25 protein-coding genes and 2 tRNA genes are annotated in these 25,038 nt (G+C 61.9%); 13 read left to right on the top strand and 14 right to left on the bottom strand.

The window, feature by feature from the left end:
• Positions 1–123: 123 nt before the first annotated feature.
• The 6 genes from pstC to phoR all read left to right on the top strand — a co-directional run bounded on the left by pstC (position 124) and on the right by phoR (position 5,799).
• Complete coding sequence (gene pstC, locus AYM40_RS14425) at positions 124–1,125, top strand: phosphate ABC transporter permease PstC (protein ID WP_063496812.1); 1,002 nt, start codon at positions 124–126, stop codon at positions 1,123–1,125.
• Complete coding sequence (gene pstA, locus AYM40_RS14420; protein ID WP_063496811.1) at positions 1,122–2,018, top strand: phosphate ABC transporter permease PstA; 897 nt, start codon at positions 1,122–1,124, stop codon at positions 2,016–2,018. Before pstC ends, pstA begins: the two co-directional genes overlap by 4 nt.
• Before the next feature lie 17 nt (positions 2,019–2,035).
• Entirely contained in the window at positions 2,036–2,884 is an 849-nt protein-coding gene (pstB, locus tag AYM40_RS14415) for a phosphate ABC transporter ATP-binding protein PstB (RefSeq protein WP_063496810.1), read from the top strand.
• 29 nt (positions 2,885–2,913) lie between these two features.
• The gene (gene phoU, locus AYM40_RS14410) at positions 2,914–3,618 is read left to right on the top strand and encodes a phosphate signaling complex protein PhoU (protein WP_063496809.1); all 705 of its coding nucleotides are present in this window, start codon (positions 2,914–2,916) and stop codon (positions 3,616–3,618) included.
• A 26-nt stretch (positions 3,619–3,644) separates the two neighbouring features.
• Complete coding sequence (gene phoB / locus AYM40_RS14405; RefSeq protein WP_028199153.1) at positions 3,645–4,346, top strand: phosphate regulon transcriptional regulator PhoB; 702 nt, start codon at positions 3,645–3,647, stop codon at positions 4,344–4,346.
• Between the two features lie 139 nt (positions 4,347–4,485).
• On the top strand, positions 4,486–5,799 hold the full coding sequence (gene phoR / locus AYM40_RS14400) for a phosphate regulon sensor histidine kinase PhoR (RefSeq protein WP_063496808.1): 1,314 nt from the start codon (positions 4,486–4,488) through the stop codon (positions 5,797–5,799).
• 101 nt (positions 5,800–5,900) lie between these two features.
• Here the strand turns inward: phoR and ppk1 are convergent, their stop codons facing one another.
• A complete protein-coding gene (gene ppk1, locus AYM40_RS14395) occupies positions 5,901–7,964 on the bottom strand; it encodes a polyphosphate kinase 1 (protein ID WP_063496807.1) in 2,064 nt (687 codons plus the stop codon).
• Between the two features lie 200 nt (positions 7,965–8,164).
• Between ppk1 and ppx the strand changes: the two genes are divergently transcribed.
• Positions 8,165–9,790, top strand: coding sequence for an exopolyphosphatase (gene ppx / locus AYM40_RS14390; RefSeq protein WP_063496806.1), 1,626 nt, complete (start codon positions 8,165–8,167; stop codon positions 9,788–9,790).
• A gap of 107 nt (positions 9,791–9,897) precedes the next feature.
• Here the strand turns inward: ppx and AYM40_RS14385 are convergent, their stop codons facing one another.
• From AYM40_RS14385 to AYM40_RS14370, 4 genes are all read right to left on the bottom strand, one after another.
• A complete protein-coding gene (locus AYM40_RS14385; protein WP_063496805.1) occupies positions 9,898–10,710 on the bottom strand; it encodes a GNAT family N-acetyltransferase in 813 nt (270 codons plus the stop codon).
• A gap of 221 nt (positions 10,711–10,931) precedes the next feature.
• Positions 10,932–11,390 carry a phosphohistidine phosphatase SixA gene (gene sixA, locus AYM40_RS14380; RefSeq protein WP_063496804.1) on the bottom strand — a complete coding sequence of 153 codons (459 nt, stop codon included), beginning with the start codon at positions 11,388–11,390 and terminating at the stop codon, positions 10,932–10,934.
• Positions 11,391–11,604: 214 nt separating this feature from the next.
• Positions 11,605–11,681 (bottom strand) — tRNA-Pro (locus AYM40_RS14375).
• Between the two features lie 236 nt (positions 11,682–11,917).
• Positions 11,918–12,106 (bottom strand): hypothetical protein, encoded by a 189-nt coding sequence (locus AYM40_RS14370; RefSeq protein ID WP_063496803.1) that lies wholly within the window; start codon positions 12,104–12,106, stop codon positions 11,918–11,920.
• A gap of 141 nt (positions 12,107–12,247) precedes the next feature.
• Here AYM40_RS14370 and AYM40_RS41915 point away from each other — a divergent pair, with 141 nt between their 5' ends.
• A complete protein-coding gene (locus tag AYM40_RS41915) occupies positions 12,248–12,409 on the top strand; it encodes a hypothetical protein (RefSeq protein WP_181448377.1) in 162 nt (53 codons plus the stop codon).
• Between the two features lie 60 nt (positions 12,410–12,469).
• Here AYM40_RS41915 and AYM40_RS14365 read toward each other — a convergent pair whose 3' ends face one another.
• Positions 12,470–13,822 carry an MATE family efflux transporter gene (locus AYM40_RS14365; RefSeq protein ID WP_420488479.1) on the bottom strand — a complete coding sequence of 451 codons (1,353 nt, stop codon included), beginning with the start codon at positions 13,820–13,822 and terminating at the stop codon, positions 12,470–12,472.
• 86 nt (positions 13,823–13,908) lie between these two features.
• A complete protein-coding gene (locus tag AYM40_RS14360; RefSeq protein ID WP_063496802.1) occupies positions 13,909–14,217 on the bottom strand; it encodes a DUF2288 domain-containing protein in 309 nt (102 codons plus the stop codon).
• 108 nt (positions 14,218–14,325) lie between these two features.
• Here AYM40_RS14360 and AYM40_RS14355 point away from each other — a divergent pair, with 108 nt between their 5' ends.
• A complete protein-coding gene (locus tag AYM40_RS14355; protein WP_063496801.1) occupies positions 14,326–15,066 on the top strand; it encodes a pentapeptide repeat-containing protein in 741 nt (246 codons plus the stop codon).
• Positions 15,067–15,809: 743 nt separating this feature from the next.
• On the opposite strand, the gene AYM40_RS14350 is transcribed toward AYM40_RS14355, so the two are convergent.
• The 3 genes from AYM40_RS14350 to AYM40_RS14340 form a co-directional block, all read right to left on the bottom strand.
• Positions 15,810–16,127, bottom strand: a complete 318-nt coding sequence (locus AYM40_RS14350; RefSeq protein ID WP_063496800.1) for a hypothetical protein — start codon at positions 16,125–16,127, stop codon at positions 15,810–15,812.
• 126 nt (positions 16,128–16,253) lie between these two features.
• Entirely contained in the window at positions 16,254–16,982 is a 729-nt protein-coding gene (locus AYM40_RS14345; RefSeq protein WP_063496799.1) for a peptidoglycan DD-metalloendopeptidase family protein, read from the bottom strand.
• A gap of 183 nt (positions 16,983–17,165) precedes the next feature.
• Positions 17,166–18,074, bottom strand: a complete 909-nt coding sequence (locus AYM40_RS14340; RefSeq protein ID WP_063496798.1) for an aldose epimerase — start codon at positions 18,072–18,074, stop codon at positions 17,166–17,168.
• Between the two features lie 553 nt (positions 18,075–18,627).
• Between AYM40_RS14340 and AYM40_RS14335 the strand changes: the two genes are divergently transcribed.
• Both AYM40_RS14335 and AYM40_RS14330 read left to right on the top strand, forming a co-directional pair.
• Complete coding sequence (locus tag AYM40_RS14335) at positions 18,628–19,458, top strand: undecaprenyl-diphosphate phosphatase (RefSeq protein WP_063496797.1); 831 nt, start codon at positions 18,628–18,630, stop codon at positions 19,456–19,458.
• Between the two features lie 330 nt (positions 19,459–19,788).
• Positions 19,789–19,862, top strand: a tRNA-Arg gene (locus AYM40_RS14330).
• Positions 19,863–19,920: 58 nt separating this feature from the next.
• On the opposite strand, the gene AYM40_RS14325 is transcribed toward AYM40_RS14330, so the two are convergent.
• Together AYM40_RS14325 and AYM40_RS14320 are read right to left on the bottom strand one after the other, a co-directional pair.
• Positions 19,921–20,304 (bottom strand): DUF427 domain-containing protein, encoded by a 384-nt coding sequence (locus AYM40_RS14325; protein ID WP_063498019.1) that lies wholly within the window; start codon positions 20,302–20,304, stop codon positions 19,921–19,923.
• Between the two features lie 252 nt (positions 20,305–20,556).
• Positions 20,557–20,796 (bottom strand): hypothetical protein, encoded by a 240-nt coding sequence (locus tag AYM40_RS14320; protein ID WP_063496796.1) that lies wholly within the window; start codon positions 20,794–20,796, stop codon positions 20,557–20,559.
• 280 nt (positions 20,797–21,076) lie between these two features.
• On the opposite strand from AYM40_RS14320, the gene AYM40_RS14315 reads away from it, so the two are divergent.
• Positions 21,077–21,466, top strand: coding sequence for an RT0821/Lpp0805 family surface protein (locus AYM40_RS14315; RefSeq protein WP_063496795.1), 390 nt, complete (start codon positions 21,077–21,079; stop codon positions 21,464–21,466).
• A gap of 82 nt (positions 21,467–21,548) precedes the next feature.
• Positions 21,549–21,998 carry an NUDIX hydrolase gene (locus AYM40_RS14310; protein WP_063496794.1) on the top strand — a complete coding sequence of 150 codons (450 nt, stop codon included), beginning with the start codon at positions 21,549–21,551 and terminating at the stop codon, positions 21,996–21,998.
• 84 nt (positions 21,999–22,082) lie between these two features.
• Here the strand turns inward: AYM40_RS14310 and AYM40_RS14305 are convergent, their stop codons facing one another.
• Positions 22,083–22,976 (bottom strand): transporter substrate-binding domain-containing protein, encoded by an 894-nt coding sequence (locus AYM40_RS14305; protein WP_063498018.1) that lies wholly within the window; start codon positions 22,974–22,976, stop codon positions 22,083–22,085.
• Positions 22,977–23,307: 331 nt separating this feature from the next.
• On the bottom strand, positions 23,308–25,017 hold the full coding sequence (locus AYM40_RS14300) for a glutamine--tRNA ligase/YqeY domain fusion protein (protein WP_063496793.1): 1,710 nt from the start codon (positions 25,015–25,017) through the stop codon (positions 23,308–23,310).
• Positions 25,018–25,038 lie beyond the last annotated feature (21 nt).

The raw sequence follows: 25,038 nt of genomic DNA, 5'->3' as shown, positions 1-25,038 counted from the left end.
GCAGTAGGCATCTCGCGACACATTGGCCGTCCTCAGTCGAGGACGGCCAATGGCATTACCCCAGCACCATCCGCCGCACGATAAGTGTCATACGGCAACTGGAAACAGGTCCATCAGGCTCTCATGTCCGATATCCAATTAGCGTCTGGCGCGGCGAGGTCGACACCGCCCGGCAGCGCGTCGCAGCAGAAAGCGCCTAGCCGCACCGGCGACATCATTTTCGGCGGCCTTGCCCGTCTCGCCGCCATCGTCACGCTGTTGCTGCTCGGCGGCATCATCGTGTCGCTGATCGTCGCCTCCATGCCATCGATCAAGCAGTTCGGCCTCGCGTTCCTGTGGACCGCCGACTGGGATCCACCTAGCAAGCAATTCGGCGCATTGGTACCCATTTACGGCACGATCGCGACCTCGCTCATTGCGCTCATCATCGCGGTGCCCGTCAGCTTCGGCATCGCGCTTTTCCTAACCGAACTCGCGCCCGCATGGCTGCGCCGTCCGCTCGGTGTCGCCATCGAACTGCTCGCCGCGATCCCGTCGATCGTCTACGGCATGTGGGGTCTGCTGGTGTTCGCCCCGATATTCGCGACGTGGTTCGAAAAGCCCCTCGGCACGGTGTTGGGCGGCATTCCGTTCGTCGGCGCGCTGTTTCAGGGGGCGCCGATCGGCATCGGTATTCTGTGTGCGGGCGTCATTCTCGCGATCATGATCATTCCGTACATCGCCGCGGTGATGCGCGACGTGTTCGAAGTCACGCCCGTCCTCCTGAAGGAATCGGCGTACGGCATCGGCTGCACGACCTGGGAAGTGATGTGGAAGATCGTGCTGCCTTTCACCAAGAGCGGCGTAATTGGCGGCGTGATGCTCGGCCTCGGCCGCGCGCTCGGCGAAACGATGGCGGTGACCTTCGTGATCGGCAACACCAACCTGCTCGATAACGTCTCGCTGTTTTCGCCGGGCAACAGTATTACCTCGGCGCTCGCCAACGAATTCGCGGAAGCGGATCCGGGCCTGCATACGTCGGCGCTGATGGAACTCGGGTTGATCCTGTTCGTGATTACTTTCATCGTCCTGGCGATCTCGAAGATCATGCTGCTTCGTCTCGAAAAAGGGGAGGGCGCGAAATGAGCCGGCCCACCTTGAATATGCCGGGTTCGAACGACCCCGCCGTGCTCGAAGCGATGCGCGTGCGTCTGCAAGGACGCCGCCGCGCGAAGAATGCGATTGCGCTGACCATGTCGCTCGCGGCCATGGCGTTCGGCTTGTTGTGGCTGGTGTGGATTCTTTATACGACGCTGCGTCTCGGCATCGGCGGCTTGTCGGTCGAATTGTTTACGCAATCCACACCGCCGCCGAACACCGATGGCGGCGGTCTCGCCAACGCGATCGTCGGCAGCGTGATGCTGGTTGCGCTCGCAACGTTCGTCGGCACGCCGATCGGCATTCTGGCGGGGGTCTATCTCGCGGAGTACGGTCAGAAGGGCTGGCTTGCGAGTGTCACGCGGTTCATCAACGACATCCTGTTGTCGGCGCCGTCGATCGTCGTGGGTCTGTTCGTCTACGCGCTGGTCGTCGCAAAGATGGGTCACTTCAGCGGTTGGGCCGGTGTGTTCGCGCTCGCGCTGCTGCAGATTCCGATCGTGATCCGTACCACCGAGAACATGCTGAAGCTGGTGCCGAATGCCCTGCGCGAAGCTGCTTTCGCACTCGGCACGCCAAAGTGGAAGATGGTGCTGTCGATCACGCTGAAGGCTTCGATCGCCGGCATCGTCACGGGCGTGCTGCTCGGCGTTGCACGCATTGCCGGTGAAACCGCGCCGCTGCTGTTCACCGCGTTGTCGAACCAGTTCTTCTCGCTGAACATGGGCCAGCCGGTTGCGAACCTGCCGGTCACGATCTACAAGTTCGCAATGAGCCCGTTTGCGCAATGGCAATCGCTTGCATGGGCCGGCGTCTTCCTGATCACGCTCGCGGTGCTGGGATTGAACATCCTCGCGCGCACGATCTTTTCGAATAAGTAAGGGCGGAGTGTAATCCGATGAATATGGCAGAAACTCAAATCAATCCGACCGCACGTCCGACAGCGCCCGCCGGCTTCGATCCCGCCCAAAGCGGCCAGGCGCAAGCGCCGTCGCGTCCGAAGATCGAGATCAACGACCTGAACTTCTTCTACGGCAAGTATCACGCGCTGAAGAACATCAACCTGCGGATTCCCGAAGGCAAGGTGACCGCGTTCATCGGCCCGTCGGGCTGCGGCAAGTCCACCTTGCTGCGCACGCTCAACAAGATGTACGCGCTCTATCCGGAACAACGCGCCGAAGGCGAGATCCTGATGGACGGCGAAAACCTGCTGACCTCCAAGCGCGATATTTCGCTGCTGCGCGCGCGGATCGGCATGGTGTTCCAGAAGCCGACGCCGTTTCCGATGTCGATCTACGACAACATCGCGTTCGGTGTGAAGATGTTCGAAACGCTGCCGCGCTCGGAAATGGACGACCGCGTGGAATGGGCGCTGACCAAGGCCGCGCTGTGGAACGAAGTGAAGGACAAATTGGGCCAGAGCGGCTACGGTTTGTCCGGCGGCCAGCAGCAGCGTCTGTGTATCGCACGCGGTATCGCGATCCGTCCCGAAGTGCTGCTGCTCGACGAGCCGTGCTCCGCGCTCGACCCGATTTCCACGGGCCGTATTGAAGAGTTGATCGCTGAATTGAAGAGCGATTACACGGTGGTGATCGTCACTCACAACATGCAACAGGCCGCACGCTGTTCGGACTACACTGCCTATATGTACCTCGGTGAATTGATCGAATTCGGCGACACCGAAAAGATCTTTATCAAGCCGGTCCGCAAGGAAACCGAGGACTACATCACTGGCCGCTTCGGCTAAGCCGCCGCGCAAAAACAACGGAGTACGACATGTCCGATAAACATCTGTCCAGCCAGTTCGACGCCGACCTGAACCTCGTTTCTTCGAAGGTGCTGGAAATGGGCGGCCTGGTCGAGTCGCAGATCGTCAACGCGATGATCGCGCTCAACAACTTCGACCTCGAAGTCGCCGAACAGGTCATCGCGGCCGAAGAGCGCCTGAACACGATGGAAGTCGAAATCGACGAAGAGTGCAGCAACATCATCGCGCGCCGTCAGCCGGCCGCGCGCGACTTGCGCCTCCTGATCGCGATTTCGAAGACCATCACGAATCTCGAGCGCGCCGGCGACGAAGCCGAAAAAATCGCCAAGCGCACCAAGCGTCTGATGGAAGACGGCGCCTCGCGCAGCATCAATATCGCCGAAATCAAATTGTCGGGAGAAATGGCGGTGTCGATCCTGCGCCGCGCGCTGGACGCATTTGCGCGTCTCGACACGGTCGCCGCCGCGCAGATCATGCGCGACGACAAGGCGATCGACGAAGAATTCCGCGCTTTCGTTCGCAAGCTGATTTCGTACATGACCGAAGATCCGCGTTCGATTTCGGTGGGCCTCGACTTCCTGTTCATCGCCAAGGCGATCGAGCGGATCGGCGACCATGCGAAGAACATTGCCGAATTCATCATTTACATCGTCAAGGGCACCGACGTGCGGCACAAGTCGCGCGATGCGCTCGAACGCGAAGCACTCAGTTAATCCAGATATAAGGAACAGAGGTGCCGATGCCCAGCAGCATTCTCGTCATTGAAGATGAGCCCGCCATTTCCGAACTGATTTCGGTCAATCTTCAACACGCCGGACACTGCCCGATTCGCGCGTACAACGCGGAGCAGGCGCAGAACCTGATCAGCGACGTACTGCCCGATCTCGTCCTGCTCGACTGGATGTTGCCGGGCAAGTCGGGCATTGCGTTCGCTCGCGATCTGCGCAACAACGAGCGCACCAAGCACATTCCGATCATCATGCTGACCGCGCGCGGCGATGAACAGGACAAGGTGCTCGGCCTCGAAATCGGTGCCGACGACTACGTCACCAAGCCGTTCTCGCCGAAGGAACTGATGGCGCGTATCAAGGCGGTGTTGCGCCGCCGCGCGCCACAGCTGACCGAGGACCTGGTGGCGATCAACGGTCTGAAGCTCGATCCGGCGACGCACCGCGTAGCGGCCCATGCGGAAGGCAGCGAAATCAAGCTGGACCTCGGCCCGACCGAATTCCGCCTGCTGCACTTCTTCATGACGCACCCGGAGCGCGTGCACAGCCGCACGCAACTGCTCGATCAGGTGTGGGGCGATCACGTGTTCGTCGAAGAGCGCACGGTGGACGTGCACATCAAGCGTCTGCGCGCCGCGCTCAAGCCGGCCGGGTGCGATGCTATGATTGAGACGGTGCGCGGCAGCGGCTACCGGCTCGCGAAGAGCGCCTGACTTGGCGGTAGCGCGAGTGGCGGTGTTTGAGCCACACGCGCCGTGAATGTCGCATACGCCACATCTGCCATATCGGTTTGGCTAAGCGCCGCGTTTTTCAGATCCCGGCGTGAACGGTTTCCTCTTCGATCGCTAGAACATGAACATCATCTGGGCGCGCTCCATCGTGTCGGTCGTGCTGCTGGCTGTTCTGTGCGTGGTCGTCGGCGCACTCCTGAACGTCAAGGCTGGGCTCGTCCTCGCGATCGTCATGCTGCTCGCGCAGAGCCTCTTCAGCACCTTCCACAAGCAGCGTTTATGGCGCTTGCTCGACGCACCGGTCTACGGTGAAGTGCCGAGCGCTCCCGGCATCTGGGGCGAAATCTACTACCGTCTGCACAAGCTTGCGAAGCGCTGGCATGCGCAGGTGCGGCAGGTCGAGCAGCAGCATTCGCGTTTCATCCAGGCGATCCAGGCTTCGCCGAACGGCGTGGCGATGCTCGACGACCACGATCAGATCGAGTGGTGCAACGCGATCTCCGAACTTCATTTCGGGCTCGATGCGAAACGCGATCTGCGCCAGCACATCACGCATCTGGTGCGTCATCCCGATTTCGTGCGCTATCTGAATTCGCAGCGCTACGAGCAGATGCTGATCATGCGCGGCATGGGCGACAAGCGCCAGAACGTGCTGTCGGTGCAGGTGTTTCCGTACGGTGCAAATCGCAAGCTGGTGCTGTCGCAAGACATCACCGAGCTGGAGCGTACCGACGCGATGCGGCGAGACTTCGTCGCCAATGTCTCGCATGAACTGAAGACGCCGCTGACCGTGCTCTCAGGTTTTCTGGAGACGATGCGGGAATTGCCGTTGAGCGAAGCCGAGCGCGGACGCTACCTCGAATTGATGGAGCAGCAGGCCTCGCGGATGCGTCATATCGTCAATGACTTGCTGGTGCTCGCGAAGCTCGAAGGCGACAACAAGCCGCCGAGCGATCAGATGATCGATATGCGCGCGGTGTTGCGGCATCTGAAGGACGACGCGGCAAGCCTGTCGAGCGACCATCACAAGATCGTGTTCGACGCTGACGAAGGGCTCACTGTCACCGGCGTGGAAACGGAAATACTCAGTGCGCTTGGCAACCTCGTGACCAATGCGATCCGCTACACGCCGGACGGCGGTGCAATCATGGTGACTTGGCACACCTACGGCGGCAGTGCGGTTTTCTCGGTCACGGACAGCGGCCTGGGGATCCCGGCAGCCGATATTCCGCGTCTGACCGAGCGCTTCTATCGCGTCGACCGCAGCCGCTCGCGGGATACGGGCGGTACGGGCCTCGGCCTCGCCATCGTCAAGCATGTGCTGCAGCGGCACGATGCTCAGCTCGACGTGAAGAGCGAAGAGGGACGTGGCAGCACCTTCACCGTGCGCTTCCCGGTGTATCGCACGGCGCGCCGGCAACCGGCGCCGGTCTAGCAAAAGTGGCGTGAAACAAAGCCCGCCTGTAGCCAAGGCGGGCTTTTTTCATGGGCGTCGCCGCTTCAGCGGCGCGCGAGCATGATCAGAAAAGCGCGAACTTACGAACAGAATTTCCCCAGCAGACTCATCTGCGCATTGCGCGAGGATTTCCCCGGCCGCCGGCGCCGATAGTGACCGTCGCTTTGCATCAACCAGGCGGACTGGTTGTCGCCGAGAAACGCTGACAGGCCTTCGGCAATCACACGCCGCTTCAAGCGGCGGTTGTTGACCGGAAACGCCACTTCCACACGCCGGAAGAAGTTACGGTCCATCCAGTCGGCGCTCGACAGATACACCAGTTCCTTGCCGTCGTCGTGGAAATAGAAGATGCGATGATGCTCGAGAAAGCGCCCAACGATCGAACGCACCGTGATGTTCTCCGACAAACCCGGCACACCCGGTTGCAACGAACAGACGCCACGCACGATCAGATCGATCTTCACGCCGGCCTGCGATGCTTCGTACAGCTCGGCAATCACGGTGGGTTCGAGCAGCGCGTTCATCTTCGCGACAATGCGGGCCTTCTTGCCGGCGCGCGCGTGAGCGGCTTCCGCGCGAATCGCCTCGACCAGTTTCGGGTGCAGCGTGAACGGCGACTGCCAAAACTCATGCAGCTTTAGCTCACCGCCGATGCCGGTCAGTTGCTGGAACACGTGGTGCACGTCTTCGCAGATCTTTTGATCGGCGGTCATCAGGCCGAAGTCGGTATAAAGACGCGCCGTGCGCGGATGATAGTTGCCGGTGCCCAGGTGCACATAGCGCTTGAGCGTGGTCTTGCCGCCCGACGACACACGCCGCACGATCAGCATCATCTTCGCGTGGCACTTGTGGCCCACCACGCCGTACACGACATGCGCGCCCACCGCTTCCAACTGCGACGCCCAGTTGATATTGGTTTCTTCGTCGAAGCGCGCGAGCAGTTCAACCACCACTGTCACTTCCTTGCCGTTGCGCGCCGCCTGCATCAGCGCGTCCATCAGCGGGGAGTCGGTGCCGGTGCGATAGATGGTCTGCTTGATGGCCACCACATTCGGGTCTTTAGCTGCCTGCAGCAGCAGTTCGAGCACCGGCTGAAAGCTCTCGTAAGGATGATGCAGCAGCACGTCGCCCTGATCGATCACGTCGAACATGTTCGCGCTGTTGGCGATCTGCGGCGGAATCGCAGGAATATGCGGCACGAACTTCAGGTCGGGCCGGTCCACCATCTCCGGCAATTGCATCAGCCGAACCAGATTGACGGGACCGTCGACGAAATAGCAATCCTTGGTGCTCAGGCTGCTTTCGTCGAGCAGGCGCCGCACGACATGCGCGGGCGTGTCCGCCGACACTTCGAGCCGCACCGCATTGCCCAGATGCCGCGCCGGCAGTTCGCCCTGCAAGGCGACACGCAGATTGGTGATTTCGTCTTCGTCGACGAACAGTTCGCTATTGCGCGTGATGCGAAACTGGTTGCAGGTGCGCACCACCAGATTCGGAAACAGCTCGCCGACAAAGCGCTGCAGCAACGAGCTCAGCAGCACGAAACCATGCGGATAACCCGACAGTTCCTGTGGCATGCGCACGAGCCGCGGCAATGCACGCGGCGCCTGCACGATGCCCATCATCGCCTGGCGGCCGAACGCATCCTTGCCTTCCAGTTCGACGACGAAGTTCAGGCTCTTATTGAGCACGCGCGGAAACGGGTGCGCCGGATCGAGGCCGATTGGCGTGAGCACCGGCAGCAGTTCGTCGAAGAAGTAATTGCGCGCCCATTGGGTCTGCGCTTCGTTCCACGCTTCAGTGCCGTGAAAATAGATGCCTTCTGCTTCGAGCGCGGTGAGCACCGTGTCGTGCAGCATGGTGTACTGGCGATGCACGAGCCTCTGCGCGCGTTCGACCACGAGGTCGTACACGTGCTGCAACGACATACCGTCCGGCGACGGCGCGCCGGGGTTGTCGCGCATCTGTTCCTGCAGGCCGGCCATGCGGACTTCGAAGAATTCGTCGAGGTTGCTACTGGTGATGCAGATGAAGCGCAGGCGTTCGAGCAAAGGGACGGCTGGGTCGGCAGCTTGTGCCAACACACGCTCGTTGAAACCCAGAATGCCCAGCTCGCGATTCAATAAGGGGTAGCGGATGGACATCGGCAGCGAGAGTGGAGTGTCAGGAGGGGAGACAGAAAGACGCTCGGAAATTCTCACAGTATGATGACGTTGTTATGACATTCAGGTCTTACAAATTGTACGCCGTATTCGTCGCGTGTCGTAATTATGACGCAGTGCATATGGGACCATAGGGCACCCCATCACTGCGAGGCGACATCGTGAGGTCCGCTACGCTTAGAATGGCGTCTTTGAACAGCGCGGTTGGCCATAAGGCGCCCAAGGCGCCGAGTGGATATCCGGCACCTTCCGCATCCAACGCCGCCGCGCACGCGCGCATGGAGTCCGCTTACTCGATGGCCACTACTCCACAACTCCTTGCTGCCGTCGACCTCGGCTCGAACAGCTTCCGGCTGATCGTGGGCCGGGTCGAGGAAACCGACGCCGGCAGCCAGATCTATCAGGTCGACGCATTGCGCGAGCCGGTGCGCCTTGCCGCCGGTCTGTCGCGCGACAAGATGCTCGACCGCGCCTCGCAGGTGCGTGGCTGGGATGCGCTCAAGCGCTTCGGCGAGCGGCTGCGCGATTTTCATCCCGATCATGTTCGCGCCGTCGCCACCAACACGCTGCGCATCGCCAAGAACGCGGGCGAGTTTCTCGGCGAGGCGCAAGCCGCGCTCGGCTTCCCGATCGAAGTGATCGCCGGGCGTGAGGAAGCGCGCCTGATTTATGCAGGGGCTGCACACTCCGTGCCCGCGAGCGCGGGCAAGCGTCTCGTGGTGGATATCGGCGGCGGCTCGACGGAATTCATCATCGGTTCGCACTACACGCCGATCAAGATGGAGAGCCTGTATATCGGCTGTGTGAGCCATAGCCGCGCGTTCTTCCCCGCAGGCAATGTCGACGAATACACGATGCGCCAGGCCGAACTCGCCGCGGGCCGTGAAATCCAGATCATTTCCGCCGAATACAAGAAAACCGGTTGGGAACAAGCCATCGGTTCGTCCGGCACTGCACGGGCGCTCGCCGAGCTGGTCGAGGCAAACGGCTTCAACGATGCGGGCGTCACGCACGGCATCTCGCGCGGCGGCCTCGAGCGCCTCAAGCGCGCGCTGATCAAGGCGGAGAACGTCAATCGTCTGAAGCTGGTCGCGCTGAAGGCCGATCGCATTCCGGTGCTGGCCGGCGGCCTGTCGATCATGATGGCGGTGTTCGACGAACTCGGCGTCGATTACGTCGATACGACAGATGGCGCGCTGCGCCTCGGCGTGCTGTACGACTTGCTGGGCCGTTCGCAGCACGAGGACATGCGTACGGTGACGGCGGAAGGTTTCATGCGCCGTTATGGCGTGGACCGCGCGCAGGCCGGGCGTATCGGTGAACTCGCGGTGCGCTTTTACGACCAGTTTGCCGAGCCGGATGAGGAGCGCCGCGCCGAGAATCGCATGTTCCTCGGCTGGGCTGCGGCCTTGCACGAAATCGGGCTGTCGATTTCCCACAGCGCTTATCACAAGCATTCGGCTTATATCGCCAGCAACGCCGACATGCCGGGTTTTTCGCGCACCGACCAGGCGCGGCTCGCCGCGCTGGTGCTCGGCCACGCGGGGAAGCTCGGCAAGCTGTCGCAAACGCGCGAGGTGGAATGGCCGCTGTTGTTCTGTCTGCGGCTCGCGGCGCTGCTGTGCCGCCGGCGTGCCGATGTCGGCTTGCCGGGCATCGCGGTCGCGCAGGTCAATGGCGGTTACGAGGTGCGTCTGCCGAACGAATGGGTAGCTAACAACCCGCTGACCGATTACAGCCTGATCCAGGAGGCGGCGGAGTGGGAGAAGGTTGGCATCCCGTATCGCGTGGTCTACACGGACGATTGAGAATCCTGCGTTGTAATTGAAAAGCCCGGCGGAAATGCCGGGCTTTTTTTACGCGCATCGTCAGCCGGCTGAATTGGCCGGGTGGTTTGCGCGGGTTTGCGTGCTAATCAGCGCGGCGACGCGTCGCCGAGGAAGTGCCGCGCGTAACGTGCGTTGATATCCGTCAGGCGCAACAGCGTCAGAAAGTCCGCCGTGTTGAAGTCGGGATCCCAGGCCGGCGCGCCGCAAATCTTCGCACCGAGGCGCAGATAGCCTTTCACCAGCGGCGGCGGTGCGACGTTGGCGCCGGTTTGCAATTCTTCCACCGGCAGCGGCGTGTGCGGGAACGCCCGATATTCCGGCGCCGTCAGCGCGTTGTCGCGCAGCGAGCAGTAAAGATTCGCCGCGTAGTGGCCACCGTCGACCATCGCGACGCTCGCGCAGCCGAGCATCGTTTCGTAGCCGTTGTGCTTCATGTAGGCGGCAAGCCCTGCCCACAGCGACATGATTACCGAGCCGCTGCGATAGTCCGGGTGCACGCACGAGCGGCCCACTTCGACCATCTTCGCGCGCAGGTGCGTGAGACGCGACACGTCGAATTCGCTTTCGGCATACAGGCGTCCGATACGGGCGGCCTGATGCGGTGGCAGCGCGCGATAGGTGCCGACCACCTTCAGCGTGTCGAGATCGCGCACCAGCAGGTGATCGCAGTATGAATCGAACGAATCGACGTCGAGGCCGGCAGGGCCCGTCAGACGTGCGCCCATTTCATCGGCGAATACACGGTAGCGCAGACGCTGGGCCTCGCGCAGTTGCTCGTCGGTGCGTGCCCACGTCACTTGCAGGCGATGCTGGGCGGTGACCGTCTCTTCGGCGCGCGGCAGGCGGCGCGTTTCGAAGATCGAAGCCAGGGGCAGGGTGGGCGTCGGCAGTTCTCGCATGTGGCGTCCTGGTCGAAAAAAGGGAGATTTCTTTTTTCGCCAATGTAGTAACGCCGGGTGACGCTCGCATGGCAAACCCATGACGATTGGATGACTGCCCGTAAGCTGCGTGCGCGCGGCCTGTCATATCGCGGGCCGGGCAGGGCGTGTGTTGTTTCTGCGCGACCGGTGCGCTCGAGCGCGTTGTTGGACCTCTTTGATCGCCAGGCTGTGCGCCCGGTTCAGATCAGGTCGGGGCTCATCGCCGCGCGCAGCACAGCCTGGTCGTCGCCGTTGCGTTCACGGCTTTCGATCCACCACAGGCCAGCTTTCTTCAGCGGCCAACTCGCTTCGCTATTGCCAAGCAAACGTGCGGTGACGTGGCCGAGCGTCGGTTGATGGCCGACGATCACGACGGTCTGTGAGATGCCTTTGGGCCAGCCGACGGCCTTGAGCACGTCGTCCGCGCTGGCGTTGGGCGCGAGTTCGCGCACCACGCGATACTGGTCGCTCAAGGTTTCGGCGGTCTGGATGGTGCGCACCGCGGGACTTGCGAGGATCACAGCGTCCTCAGGGAGGCGGGTGCGCAGCCATTTGGCGACGTTTTGCGCCTGTTTGCGGCCCTTCGTGGTCAGCGCGCGGGCGAGATCGCTGGCGGCGAAATCTTCGGCTTCGGCGTGACGCCAGAGGATCAGATCCATGCGTGCCTCCTTGACTCTGGTTGCGGCGTGGACAGCGGCGCCGGGTTTCAATCACTGTCGCATGCGCGCTCATGCGGGCGCAAGGCCGAGCATCAATCAGTTTGCTTGAGCCCGCTTGAGCCCGCTTGAACCCGCTTGAACCCCGTGGCGCCGATAGCCCAAAAGCAAAAACCCGCGAAGCCAGAGGCGACGCGGGTTTCGTATTGCTTTTTCGTGGTCGGAGCGAAAGGATTCGAACCTTCGACCCTCTGATCCCAAATCAGATGCGCTACCAGGCTGCGCTACGCTCCGACGAATCCGAGATTCTACGTGGCATTGTGTGCCAGAGTCAATCACGAATTGCGTCGGGATGAAAAAAAGGTCTCGGACGTCGGCAGCGGACAGCATAAGCTTGCGCGTCACTGCGCGCTCGGCGGTCCTTGGTGGCAGGATCGTTGCGGCGATCAACACACGCGGCAAGCGCGAGAATCGCACCGTCGAAGGTTAGCGCGTCGCCTTTGTGCAGAGCGACGCGCCGATTTATCCCCTCAATGCCGGCGGCGCATCCAGTGCGGCATGTTCATGTGCGGCATGTGCTGGTGTGTGATCCAGTGATGCAGCATGCCTTCGCCGTCGTGTTCGCGCCTGTAGGTTCTGGCCTCAAAAATCGACAGGGCGAGCAGCACGAGCAGACCTATTGCAAGTCCGATCAGACCTGCGATCGATTCAGCGTCCATGGCAGTCTCCTATGACACGTAACCGTGCCTTTATAGTAGCGCACGCGTAACGAAATGGGGTGCCTCGCGCGACATCGTCGAATGCGAATTGCGGGTAAACTCTGGGCGCTTCTTTGCCGTTTTTGTCTTTATCGAGAGTCTATGAATCGCGTTTTGTTGATTGCGTTGATGCTGGCTGCCGGACTCGCCGGCTGTGCCAACGATCCTTCCGGGCATCATGGCGGGCCGCCGCCGAAGGATCCCGTCGACTACCACGGCGTACCGACCGACGACCGGCCGCCTGTCATGGCCCCCGCGCCCTGAGCGTCTGCTGGGATTGAAAGCGAAGCCCCGGCGCATGCACACCGGGCGCCGACGCAAAGGCTAGGCGCCCACGCCTGCCATGCCTCGTACGACGCCTGGCAGAAAGCGCGCGAGGGTTATGCCGCGCGCGGCCATGAAGATCAGCATGGCGGCCCACAAACCGTGATTGCCGTACAGCGCCAGCAAGGCCCACGAAGCCACGACGAACACTGCAAACGACACCATCATCGACGTCATCAGCTCATGCGTGCGAGTGGCGCCGATGAACACGCCGTCGAGCAGAAAACCCCATACGGAGATCACCGGCAGGAGCGCGGCCCATGGCAGATAAGTCTCGGCCGTCGCGCGCACCGCGGCCTGATTGGTCAGACCTTCGATGATCCATGAGCCCGCGCCCCAGTACACCAGCGAGAAGCCCAGTGCGCTGAGCGCGGACCACAGCGCCGTCACCTTGATGGCCTGCGTTAAAGCGTGCCGGTCGCGCGCGCCGATCGCAGCGCCTACCAGCGCTTCGGCAGCGTGCGCGAAGCCGTCGAGTCCATAGGCCATGAAGGTCTGAAAATTGAGCAGCAGCGCGTTGGCGGCAAGCGTGGTGTCACCCTGCCTCGCGCCGAGATGCGCGAACCAGCCGAACGACGACAGCAGACAGAGCGTGCGCACGAAGATATCGCGATTCAGTACCACCAGACGCTTGAGCGCCGCAGCGTCGAAGAGGGCGGCGCGGCTCGGTGCAGGCAGGCCGCGCGGCCTGCCGTGCCACAACAATGCGGCGCCGAGTACGAAGCCGAGTGCGTCGGCGGTGGCCGTGGCCGCGCCGATGCCGGCCACGCCCCAATCGAATACATACACGTACAACAGCACCGCTACGATGTTCACGCTGTTGATGAACACTTGCGAGAGCAGCGCGAGCCGCACCTTCTGCGTACCGAGCAGCCAGCCGAGCACGACATAATTGCCGAGCGCGAGCGGCGCGGCCCAGATGCGCGCGTGGCAGTAGAGCTGTGCGTGGCGCTGCACCGCGTCGCTGCCACCGATCGCGCGCAACGCATAGCCGATCATCGGCACTTGCAGCAGAAGCACCGCTGCGCCGATCGCCGCCGCCAGCAACAGCGCGCGTACGACGTTATTGCGCAACCCGGCATGGTCGTCCGCGCCATGCGCTTGTGCGACGAGGCCCGTGGTGCCCATGCGCAGGAAGCCGAAACCCCAGAACACGAAGTTGAAGAACAGGCCGCCGAGCGCCACGCCGCCGAGATAGGATGCACCGTCCAGATGGCCGGCAACGGCGGTGTCGACTGCGCCGAGAATCGGCTGCGTGAGATTGGCGAGGACGATCGGGAACGCCAGCGTCAGCACCCGGCGGTGCCAGCGCGCGGGGACCGCGGGTGCCGTCGCCGCCGCATCGTCCACCAAGGTGACTTCCTCCGCGCCGTGCCCTAAGGGGACTTCCTTCGGCGCGCCTTCCAAGGGGACTTCCTTCGGGGCGCCCGCAGGGTCGCTCAATTACGTTCCTGCACGCACACCCATGGCGAGACGACCACCGCCCACAGATCGGGATCGCGCGCGGCGAGATCCGCGGCGGTTTCCGCCTGCACGCGTTCGACAAGGCCGGAAGACAGCCATTGTGCGACCTGCGTGGTGTCGTCGCTGGCGATGGCCTCGGCGACGCTCACCAGGTCGATATCGCGCGCGACGCGCAGCAACATGCCGCGCGCGAAAAAGCGCTCGAGTTCGGTCCAGCCGATTTTGGCAGTTTCGGCGAGCAGCTTGGCGTACAGCGGGCTATGCGTAGCGTTGTTGGAAGTCATCGTAAGCGGGTTCTGACGGGGCCGTTACTATAAACCATCGGCGCGGACCGCCCGGGCGGCGCGCATTCCGGTACGCTTGAGGTCTTTCGAAATTCATTCTGAACCTTCATGTCACTGGATTCAACGGCGCCGGCATCGGGCACGCAAGCTCGCGTGGTGACCAGCGCCACGCTCACACGCACCGACGTGGAGCGCCTCATCGCTGCGAATAGCGCGGCAAATGAGGCGGGGAATAAAGAGCCGCTCCATTTCACCGACTGCGATTTCGAAGGCGCCGATCTGTCGCGACTCGATCTGCGCGGCGCTGAATTTCATCGTTGCACGATCGTCGAGACGTCGTTTTTCGGCGCGATGCTGTCGCATACCCGCTGGGTCCGTTGCCGCGGCCGCGAGGCGGATTTCGCGTCGGCCGATCTGGTCGACGCGGCGTTCCAATCGAGCGATCTGAACAACACCAGCTGGCGGCGCGCCAAGCTTGCCTCGGCGTCATTTCACAGTTGCAAGCTGACCGGCGCCAATTTCGAAGCCTGCGCGGCGCTCGGTTTGAGCTTCGTCGAAACCTTGCTGGTGGGCGCGCATTTGCGCGGCTTGTCGTTTCGCAAGGCCACGCTCCAGCAACTCGATTTCTCAGACGCCGATCTGGCCGGTGTCGATTTCCGCGAAGCGATCTTCGCTGGCGGCAGTCTGAAGGATGCCCATCTGAAAGGCGCGCGCTTTGACGGCGCGGATCTGCGCGAGGCTGACCTGAGCGGCGTACGGCTCGTCGATGCGGCGCTTTTCAAGGGCGCGACGATTTCGCATCACCAGGCGGCGGTGCTCGTGACCGAACTGGGTCTGCGAGTCATGTGACCGCTGTTTCAAGCTGGCTGGTTTTGACATTCGGCCAGCTTGAACGAATGACTGAATGTGCTTATCATCCGATTTATCGGCTCATTAACCGCAGTCGATTTTGAACTTCACAATTCGTCAGTTGATCTGAGGATTTTAATATATTCGCCATTCGCGAATGAGTTATGAATAAGCGTGGCTGCTTATTCGTATCGCTCAATATCGGCTAATAGATCGGTATGGTGCGCTGGCGCACTAAAGGTTCGCAATGCATTAAGCGTCCGGATTATACTGGGCGCGATTGGCGGGAGCCGGCCAGAGGGCTTTCCTCAGGTTTTTCAGTGTCGTGCTGGCAGGTGTTTGATTCATAAGGCATTGCGAGCGGTGCGTGGATTTTAGACTCGCCGTTTGTATGGCGTTTCGCACTGAGCGGATAAGGGTATTTGCCCGTCTATTTCAGACATTTTCCTTCACGTAGTGCGGATTCCGTACGCCGCGTCACATTGCTTACGAAATTAATAGATTGCACTTGTAAAAGCGGGTTGTTAGATTCCGTTCTGGCGCATGGTGAACCGGTCCTTTGCCGATATGCGCCGAACCCCCGTTAGCCCGGCTTCGTGCCGGGCTTTTTTTCGGCCCGATTGCACTCGGTGTGCTGTTCGCCTTCGCGGAACGCATCGATCCGCACTCCGCACTCCGCACGCTGGCGCCGCTACTAGCGCGGGCGGCGCCGCGCTTTGCACTATCGCGTGGCTACCTTGCCTTCACTGTTTGCAGTGAATCACCATCGACCGGTTCTTGACGTTCGCTCCGAAAATCCCGCCGACCGAGCCGCCTGCGGTGGCGCCATTGTCGACGTCCTTCGAAACGACGTCATAGCCATAGTTGCCGCAGACTTCGCCTGCGCGCTTGTAGCACTCGGCCCAACTGGAGCTCGCGTCACTGCCGCTGCAGTTGATCGCGAAGCCCGTATCGCCGCTCGGCAGATAGGTCATGGTGGTGGTGCTGGAGCAGCCGCCGAGCGTCAGCAGGCCGAGGCCGATCGCCGCGGCCGTTGCTAAGGACGCCAATGCGCTCTTCATTGCAGATTCCTTATAGATATAACAGGGGCAGACGTGGCGCGAGGCCACGTCATGCATTGGAGTGAGCGTTTTATAGTACGCCCGGTTCCCTCGGCTGCTGCAGGGCGCGTGCCTGGATCTGGGCGGTTAGCGCGCCGGCAGCGCCCGCGACGGGTCGATCGAGCGGCCCTGATAACGCAGTTCGAAGTGCAGCATGACCCGATCGGTGTCGGTGTCGCCCATTTCGGCGATTTTCTCGCCGCGGGCGACCGACTGACCTTCCTTCACCAGCAGCACGCGGTTGTGCGCGTAGGCAGTCAGATACTCGGCGTTGTGTTTGACGATCAGCAGGTTGCCGTAACCGCGCAAGCCGTTACCTGCATAGACCACCGTGCCGGGCGCCGCGGCAACCACCGGGGTGCCCGCTGCCGCCGAAATGTCGATGCCCTTCGAATTGGCGCCGTCGAAGCGCCGGATCACCGTGCCGTCAGACGGCCACACCAGCGAGATCGTCGAAGCCGGTGCGGACGACGGCGCGCTATCGGCGGGTACCGGGCGCGGCGCAGCCGAAGCGCTCGCGCTGCCTGCGCCATTGTTGCGTATTGAACCACCTGCGGCACCACCTGTGGATGCCGCATTGCCCGGCGGCGCGACACGCAGCACCTGCCCGACCTCGATACTGTCCGGGTTGGTCAGATTGTTCCAGCGCACGATGCTTTGCACCGACTGCCGATTGCTGCGCGCGATTTTCGACAGCGTATCGCCCCGTTCGACGCGGTAAAAACCTGGCCCCACCGGAACGGACCCGCAGGCGGCGAGTACCGCCAGCAACGACGCCCAGGCGAGCCGTTTCATCATTCTTGTTGTGTTAAGCATTGGACCTCGCAAAGCGCTGCCACGCGCCGATCCCGATCACGCGACAGGTAGATGCAAAGCGTCCGATTCTAACGGTTTTGCGCCGCAGCATCCGAAAAACGGATGCATAGGAGGGCGCGCACGGCGGTTACGCGGCGAAACGCCGCGTAACCCATCACGTCGCGATGCTCGAAAAACCTGCCGTCAGCGCAGGGTGCTGACGCTGATACGCAGCGCAGCCGTCTCGGTTTGTCCCGGTTCGAGCCAGCGCAGTCCCATGCCGTTGTGGATCGCATCCGGCAGACCCAGCCATGGCTCGACGCAGTAGAAGTCCGAGTCGGCGGCTTCGGTCCATGTCGTGACCGCGTACCAGGGCACCGAATCCGGGCGTTGCAGATCGATCGTGATGAGCCGGTTCAGGCCGGGCGCGACGAGACGCACGGCTTGGTCCGGCGCACCGGCGAGACAATGGAAGCGGTCGTGAATGCGCGCCTCGTCGAGCGTGTAGCGCGCCGCGCCCGGCTCGGCCGCGCTGATCGAGCCGTCGTCCTGCTGATAGCGCCGTTCGGTGCGCGGCAGTTCCAGCGAAGTTTCGGCGCGCTGCGTGTGCGGCAGCGTGAAGTAGAAGTGATGGCCTGCGTAGTAGGGCAACCTCGTGTCGCCGGTATTGGCGGTGCTCAGCATGACTTCCAGCGTATGCGTATCGACGAGCCGGTACGTCGCTTCGAAACGGAAGCCGAACGGATAGCCGCCGCGTGTCACGTCGCTGTCGGCGAGAATCATGCGCAAGCCGGCGCCGTGCACATCGGCGTGGGCTTCGAAGGGCAGGTCGCGTGCAAAGCCATGCATCGGCAATTCGCGCACTTTGCCTTGTGCGTCACGCCAGTAGCCGATCTTGCCGTCGACGCGATGCCGGCCGAGAAACGGAAACAGCAGCGGGTTGCCGCCGCGAATCCTCGCGGGCTGGCTCCAGTCGGCGTTTTCGGGCCAATGAATCACCTCTTCGTCGTTAATGGTCCACGACAAAAGACGGCCACCGGCTTGCGGCGCAAAGCGGAGCACGCAGGCGTCCTGGGCGATCTCGAGAATGTCCTGTTGCGGGGAGAGGGGCATGGTCGATGTGCGGGTTGATAAAGTCGCGAGAGAACGATTTTGCGCTGCTTTGCGCTACGGGGAAACCCTTCTCGGGAAATTGCGGGTGTCGGAGAAGCTCCATCCTTGCCGATAATCCGCTGACTGCCCGGTGACTTCGACGACCGGGCCAGATCGGCTCAGGAGGTGTTATGGATCTCGCAATGGCAATGGGTGTGGCGCTGTTCGGCATGTTCGCGGCAAGCACCGCCTACTTCTTCTACAAGCTCGAGCGCTGATTCAGTCACTTTCTGCATTTCCTGTCGGTCCTTCAACGCGAGCCTGGCACAAGGCTCGCGCGTCCAGCGCATCGAATTCCTCGCAATGACAGGGTGGCCGCCGGCGGCGCCCGGTTTCTTTTCCGTGGCGTAACAACGGTTTCCAGTTGTGACGCAGCGCATCAATATTTCCCGAATGTGGTTCAAACGCTTGGCGCTGACTTTGCAGCCAGGCATAATCGGTGCGCTTTTGACGCGCCGCCTATTTTCTATGGCCGTGCGCTGCTCCCCGACATTTTCCTTACAAGGACCGCCGCGTGAACCTGTCGTTTCTGATTTTCCTGAGCGTGCTACAAGGCGTCACCGAATTGTTCCCGGTCAGCAGCCTCGGCCATACGCTGCTCGTGCCCGCATTGTTCGGCATCCATATCGACAAGCATGCACCGCAACTGCTGCCGTTCCTCGTCGCATTGCACCTCGGTACGGCGTTTGCGCTGCTGTGGTACTTCCGCAAGCGTTGGTGCGAGTTGGTGCGCGGCTTCTTCGCTTCGTTCGGCGGCCAGCGCAATGACAACGCTCACATGATGTGGGCGCTCATCATCGGCACGATTCCGGCGGGCCTCGTCGGGCTGATTCTCGAGAAACGTCTCGAGCGGATTTTTCACGATCTGCGCATCGTCGCCATCGCGCTGATCGTAAACGGCGTGCTGCTGTGGTTTGGCGATCGGCTGCAACGTTCGCGCGCGCATCCGACGCCGGAGAAGCTGACCTTCCGCCAGGCGTTTTTCGTCGGTCTCGCGCAGATCGGCGCGCTGATTCCGGGCTTCTCGCGCAGCGGTCTGACGATGATCGCCGGCAATGCGGCCGGCCTGACGACTGAGAAAGCCGCCGAGTTCTCGTTCCTGCTCGGCACGCCGATCATCTTCGCGGCCGGCGTACTCGAATTGCCGAAACTGTTCCACGCGCCGGGCCAACTTGCCGATGCATTGCTCGGCGGCGTGCTGACCGCAATCGCCGCGTATCTCAGCGTGCGTTTCCTGATGCGCTATTTCGAAGGCCGCGGACGTCTGGCTTCGTTCGGCGTGTACTGCGTGATCGCGGGGATCGTGTTCCTCGGCTGGTTCATGCTGCATCCGCAGCCGGTCTGATTGGGTCCGATATGCCAGTTGCCGTGCGCTGAGTGCTGGTCTGCGACTGGCGGGCTACTGGCGGGTAAGAAGCGATCGGTTATAATCCGGGCCCGGTTCAACTCGCCGGGCCCGTTTGTTGTGGGATGCTTGTGATACAACGGGGTGCCGGGCGATCAGGGTTGCCGCAAGCTGGATCAGATTTCCACAGGCTCCGGCCTGGTCAGTTAGAATTTCGATATCCCACGAAACCTGTGGCAGTGATGTTGCGCAGGTTCCAATGCCCGATATGGGTTCTCATTGCGGGCGATGCACGTTGTACACGTTTGTGTAGCATCGCCTCACGTCATTACGGCAGTAGCTCAGCTGGATAGAGCATCGGCCTTCTAAGCCGAGGGTGGGGGGTTCGAGTCCCTCCTGCCGTACTTCAAATGCCTGGCGCCGCGCATCGAAGCCTTACCGCTGCGATGCGCGCTTGGGCCTTTACCCCGCCGGCTGCACGTCGATGGAATCGACCCGGCTCGGATAGAACGCCAGGTGTTGAGCGATCTCTTTCACAGCCGCGTAGGGCGACTCGTAGGTCCAGACCGCATTCACTGCCCGCTCGCCGCCAATCGGAATGCTGTAGTACGCGCAATCGCCTTTATATGGGCAATAGGTCGTGTGATCGGTGCGTTCCAGCAGCGTCATATCGACGTCGTTGCGCGGAATGTAATACACCGCTGGATAGGATGCCTCACGCAGCACCAGCGCATGGCGTGTGTCCGCGATCACGCGGCCGGCTACCGTGACCACCACATGGGCTTTGTCCGGCTCGATTGTGATCGGATGATCGGGACCGGGGACCTTGATGGTTTTTTCAGTCATGCTGTCGAACTCCAGGATGAGTGGGCGAACCTGCAACACGTTGCTAAGGGTTTCGAGCCGCAGTCGGCGGGAATGATCGCGCCCTGCGTCGAAGCATACGCCGGTCATGAAAACGAGTTGTGTCACCGTTTGGGTCTATGACGGGTTGCGTGCGGCGTGTCGTTCTCCGCGCGCCGCCGTACCACGCCCACGGCCATCGCCGGGCGATGGCTGTGCCGCCCGTTGACGCAGCACGCGCCGCCGCGGGCGTAGTCAGTTGCCTGCGCCTGCAAGGATGTAATAGCAGCCGGCCAGCAGCAATGCGAACGACATCAGGAGGCATGCAATGCCGACGCGTGTCAGCAGATTTGGCCAGCGTGCGCAGGGGAGGTTGTCCATTTGCACGATGCGGCGCGCAAGACCAGGATTGCGGCTGAAGGCGAACGGCATGAGCGCGACGCAAAAGATCGCGAGCGCGACGGCGAAAGTTTGGAGGGCAAACGAGAGGTCCATAAGGCGGCGTTGGAAGCTTGGTCAGCGCGGCAGCGCAACAGACCTATCTTAAGAAGACGTTTCATAAGAAGATATGAGACTCATCCTAAAAATCCGAGTAGCCGTCGTGTGCTTTCGCTCCCGCTAGGCGGGAGCCGGACGCTGCAGCTTGCCGCAGGTCGCTGCGAGACCGCATCCGGGGGCCACGTCGAGGGCGACATGCTATGCTTTTGGGGTCCAGATCACGAGCCGCCGAAAGCGCGCTCGAGTCCGCCGCATTACTCTTCGAGGAGAACTCTACATGTCGATGCGAACCCGTGCCCTGTTTCACCTGAGCGTCGGTGGCCTGCTGCTTGGCGGCGCCATCGCAGCGCAAGCGGCGAACCTCGGTTTCCTGAACGACACGCCGATCACCTACATGAAGCAACGCGACGTCGACTCGATCAAAGGCGCTGTCTTTACCGCCTTGAACGACAAGCAGGACGGCGAAAGCGCGAGCTGGGTCAACGAGGGCACTGGCAACAGCGTCAAGATCGACGCGACGATCACCGTCGCCAGCACCGCGAAGGAGGGCGAGCGCACTTGCCGCGACGTCGGTGTCGTGCTGAATGCGAAAGGGCAATCGATGAGCCTGCGTCCGCAGTTCTGCAAACAGGGCAGCGGCAACTGGCAATTGCAGAAAAAGCTCTGAGCGTGTGGGCCGGTATGACAATGCGCGCCGGCTTGCCGCCCGCGCAGCCTGAAGCCGTGCGTCCGTGCGGCGCGTTGCGCCGATGAGCGCGCGGGTCGTCTCGTGCGGCGTCGTCTTGCTTGACCCGGACGGTCGGGTGCTGCTCGCGCACGCCACCGAAACGTCTCACTGGGACGTGCCGAAAGGGCACGGCGAAGAGGGCGAGGCGCCTCACGTCACGGCGTTGCGCGAGATGGTCGAGGAGACCGGCATCGTGATCGCGCCCGAGCGTCTGAAGAATCTCGGACTATTCGTCTACCGGCGCGACAAGGATTTGCATCTGTTCGCGGCACGTGCGAGGGCCGATGAACTCGATCTGACCGCGTGCACCTGCACGTCGCTGTTTCCGCGCCGCTCCGACGGCACGCTAATTCCCGAAATGGACGCATACCGCTGGGTCGCGTCGGAGGAAGTCGAGCAGTACGCGAGCCGCAGCCTCGCACGGCTCTTTCAGACCACGCTTTCGCTCGCGGAACTGCATCGAAGGCTATAGCGGCGGATGGGTTGCTTGGCTGCTGCGCGGGTGGCACCGGCAATCGCAACCGGCAGCACCGCAATGCCCGCGCTGCCGACGTGCTCAGTCGAGTGCGTGGTCGTTCGGATGTGCGAATAGCGCGCGGTTCTGTTCCGACAGCGGAAAATTCAGATTGATGCCGTGCGGCGGAATCGGCTGCGTGAACCACTGGTTATACAGACGTTCCGCATCGCCGCTAGTCTGGCCGCGTGCGATGACCCCGTTCACGAGCACGCGGAACGGCTCGTCGCCCTTGCGGAACATGCAGGCGTAGACTTCGTAGCCGAGTGGCGTGCCGGTCACCACGAAATCTTCGGGGTGCGGGTCGGTTGATTTGAAACCGTACACGATCGGCTCGTCCATCACGAAGGCCACCGCCCGGTCATCCTTGAGCGCGGTGAATGCTTCCAGATGATCGCGTGCGCTCGTGATGCGCATGTTCAGGTGCTTCTCGGTGTTCAGACGGCGCAACAGGCGCTCGTCCGAGGTGCCCGCGGTTGTCACCACCGTCTTGCCGGCCAGGTCCGGAAAATCCGTGATACCGCTGCTCTTGCGAGCGATCATGCGTACCGCGTACTGAAAGAAGCTGTTCGAAAAGGCGGCCACGTTTTCGCGTTCCACCGTGTGCGTGGTCGAGCCGCATTCCAGATCGATCTGATTGTTCAGCAACATCGGCGTGCGGTTCGACGAGGTTACCGTGATTTCGTGCACCTTCAGTTGCGGCAGGCCGAGCGTTTTCTTGATTTCGTCGACAATCTGCAGCGCGATGGTTTGCGAGTAGCCGACCGTGCGCGTGCCGTCGAAGTACGAGAAGGGAATGGATGCTTCACGCACGCCGAGCATCACCACGCCATCGTCGTGGATTTTCTTCAGCGTGCCGGTGAGTTCTTGCGAATAAGCGGGGCAGGCGAGCGACGCTGCGCCTAACGCGACCAGTGTCACGAGTGCGCAACGCATGCCTTGTGCGACGCGTGCGGCGCGAATCATGCGCGCCGCAGCAACGGTACGCGCGTGGCGCGTACCTTGCGCTGTGCTCCCCCATGCATTCGCCCCGTGGCGGGCTGCAACTTTCATCGGGCCTCCCGGACTGGCGCGGGCATCAAGGCCGCGCTGTCACATGTCGATGGAACATCGATGCAACGAAACGGCGTGCATCCCGCTGACGAAATGCACGCCGTATTCAATGTCAAATGCGCAATGTCAAATGCGCAACTTCAAATGCGCAACTTCAAATGCGCAACTTCAAATGCGCAACTTCAAATGCGCTTCGCGCTGTAATTGCCCCAGCTTACGCCGGCTTGCCCCAACTGTCGCGTAAGCTGACGATGCGATTGAACACGGGTTTGCCCGGCTTCGAATCGACGCGGTCGGCGACGAAATAGCCATGGCGCTCGAACTGATAGCGCTGTTCCGGCAGCGCTTCGCGCGCACCTGGTTCCAGGTAGGCGTTGACTACGCGCTTTGAATCCGGATTCAGCGCTTCGAGGAAATCGCGGCCACCGGCGTCTGGCTGCGGTTCCTTGAACAGCCGGTCGTAAATGCGCACCTCGGCCGGGCACGCGCCTGCGGCGCTGACCCAGTGAATGTTGCCCTTGACCTTATAGGTGTTCGCGCCTTCGGTGCCCGATTTGCTGTCCGGGAAGTAGTTGCAGTGGACTGCGACGATGTTGCCGTTCTCGTCCTTGTCCGCGCCGATGCACTCGATCACGTAGCCGTAGCGCAGGCGCACCTTGTTGCCCGGGAACAGGCGGAAGTAGCCCTTCGGCGGCGTTTCGTTGTAGTCCTCGCGTTCGATCCACAGTTCGCGCGAGATCGGGAACTCGCGGAGGCCCAGTTCCGGATGATGCGGGTGGACCGGGGCGCTGCACGGCTCGGTCACGCCTTCAGGGAAATTGTCGATGATCAGCTTGAGCGGGTCGAGCACGGCCGCGATGCGCGGCGCCTTGTCGTCCAGATCGTCGCGCAGCGCGCCTTCGAACACGCTCATGTCGATCCATGAATCGACCTTGGTGACACCAATGCGCTCGCAGAACAACTGGATCGCCTCCGGCGTGAAGCCGCGGCGGCGCACGCCGACGATGGTCGGCATGCGCGGATCGTCCCAGCCCTCGACATGGCCTTCGGTCACCAGCTGCAGCAGTTTGCGCTTGCTGGTGATCGCATAGGTGAGATTCAGACGCGAAAACTCGATTTGTTGCGGCAGCGGGCGCGTGAAAATCCCGGCTTCGGCCAGCTCGTTCAGAATCCAGTCGTACAGCGGACGGTGGTCTTCGAATTCGAGCGTGCACAGCGAATGCGTGATGTTTTCCAACGCGTCCGAGATGCAGTGCGTGTAGTCGTACATCGGGTACACGCACCAGGTGTCGCCGGTGCGGTAGTGGTGCGCAAAGCGGATGCGGTAGATGACCGGGTCGCGCATGTTGAAGTTCGGCGACGACATGTCGATCTTCGCGCGCAGCACGTGCTCGCCTTCCTTGAACTCGCCGGCTTTCATGCGGCGGAACAGGTCGAGGTTCTCCTGCACCGAACGCTCGCGGAAGCGAGACGGGGTGCCGACTTCGGAGGCCGAGCCGCGGTTCGCGCGCATTTCTTCGGCCGACTGGCTATCCACATACGCCTTGCCGCGTTCGATCAGCAGTTCGGCGAATTCGTACAGTTTGTCGTAATAGTCGCTCGCGAAATAAAGCTGTTCCTTGCCGTCTTTTTCCCATTCGAAACCGAGCCAGCGCACGGAGTCGATGATCGAGTCGACGTACTCGACGCTTTCCTTTTCCGGATTCGTATCGTCGAAGCGCAGATGGCACACGCCGCCGTAGCTGCGCGCCACGCCGAAGTTCAGGCAGATGCTTTTGGCGTGACCAATGTGCAGGTAGCCGTTCGGCTCAGGCGGAAAGCGCGTTTCGACGCGCTGCCCCCACTTGCCGGTGCGGTTGTCGTCGTCAATGATGTTACGGATGAAATTGGATGCCGCTGGCGCGTCGTTGCGTTCGGTATTCATGCGAGAAGGTGAAAGTCGGTC

It is taken from the genome of Paraburkholderia phytofirmans OLGA172, from assembly GCF_001634365.1.
Classification (GTDB): domain Bacteria; phylum Pseudomonadota; class Gammaproteobacteria; order Burkholderiales; family Burkholderiaceae; genus Paraburkholderia.
Note: the sequence above shows the minus strand (reverse complement) of the source record. Positions and strands in the feature narration are given on the sequence as shown.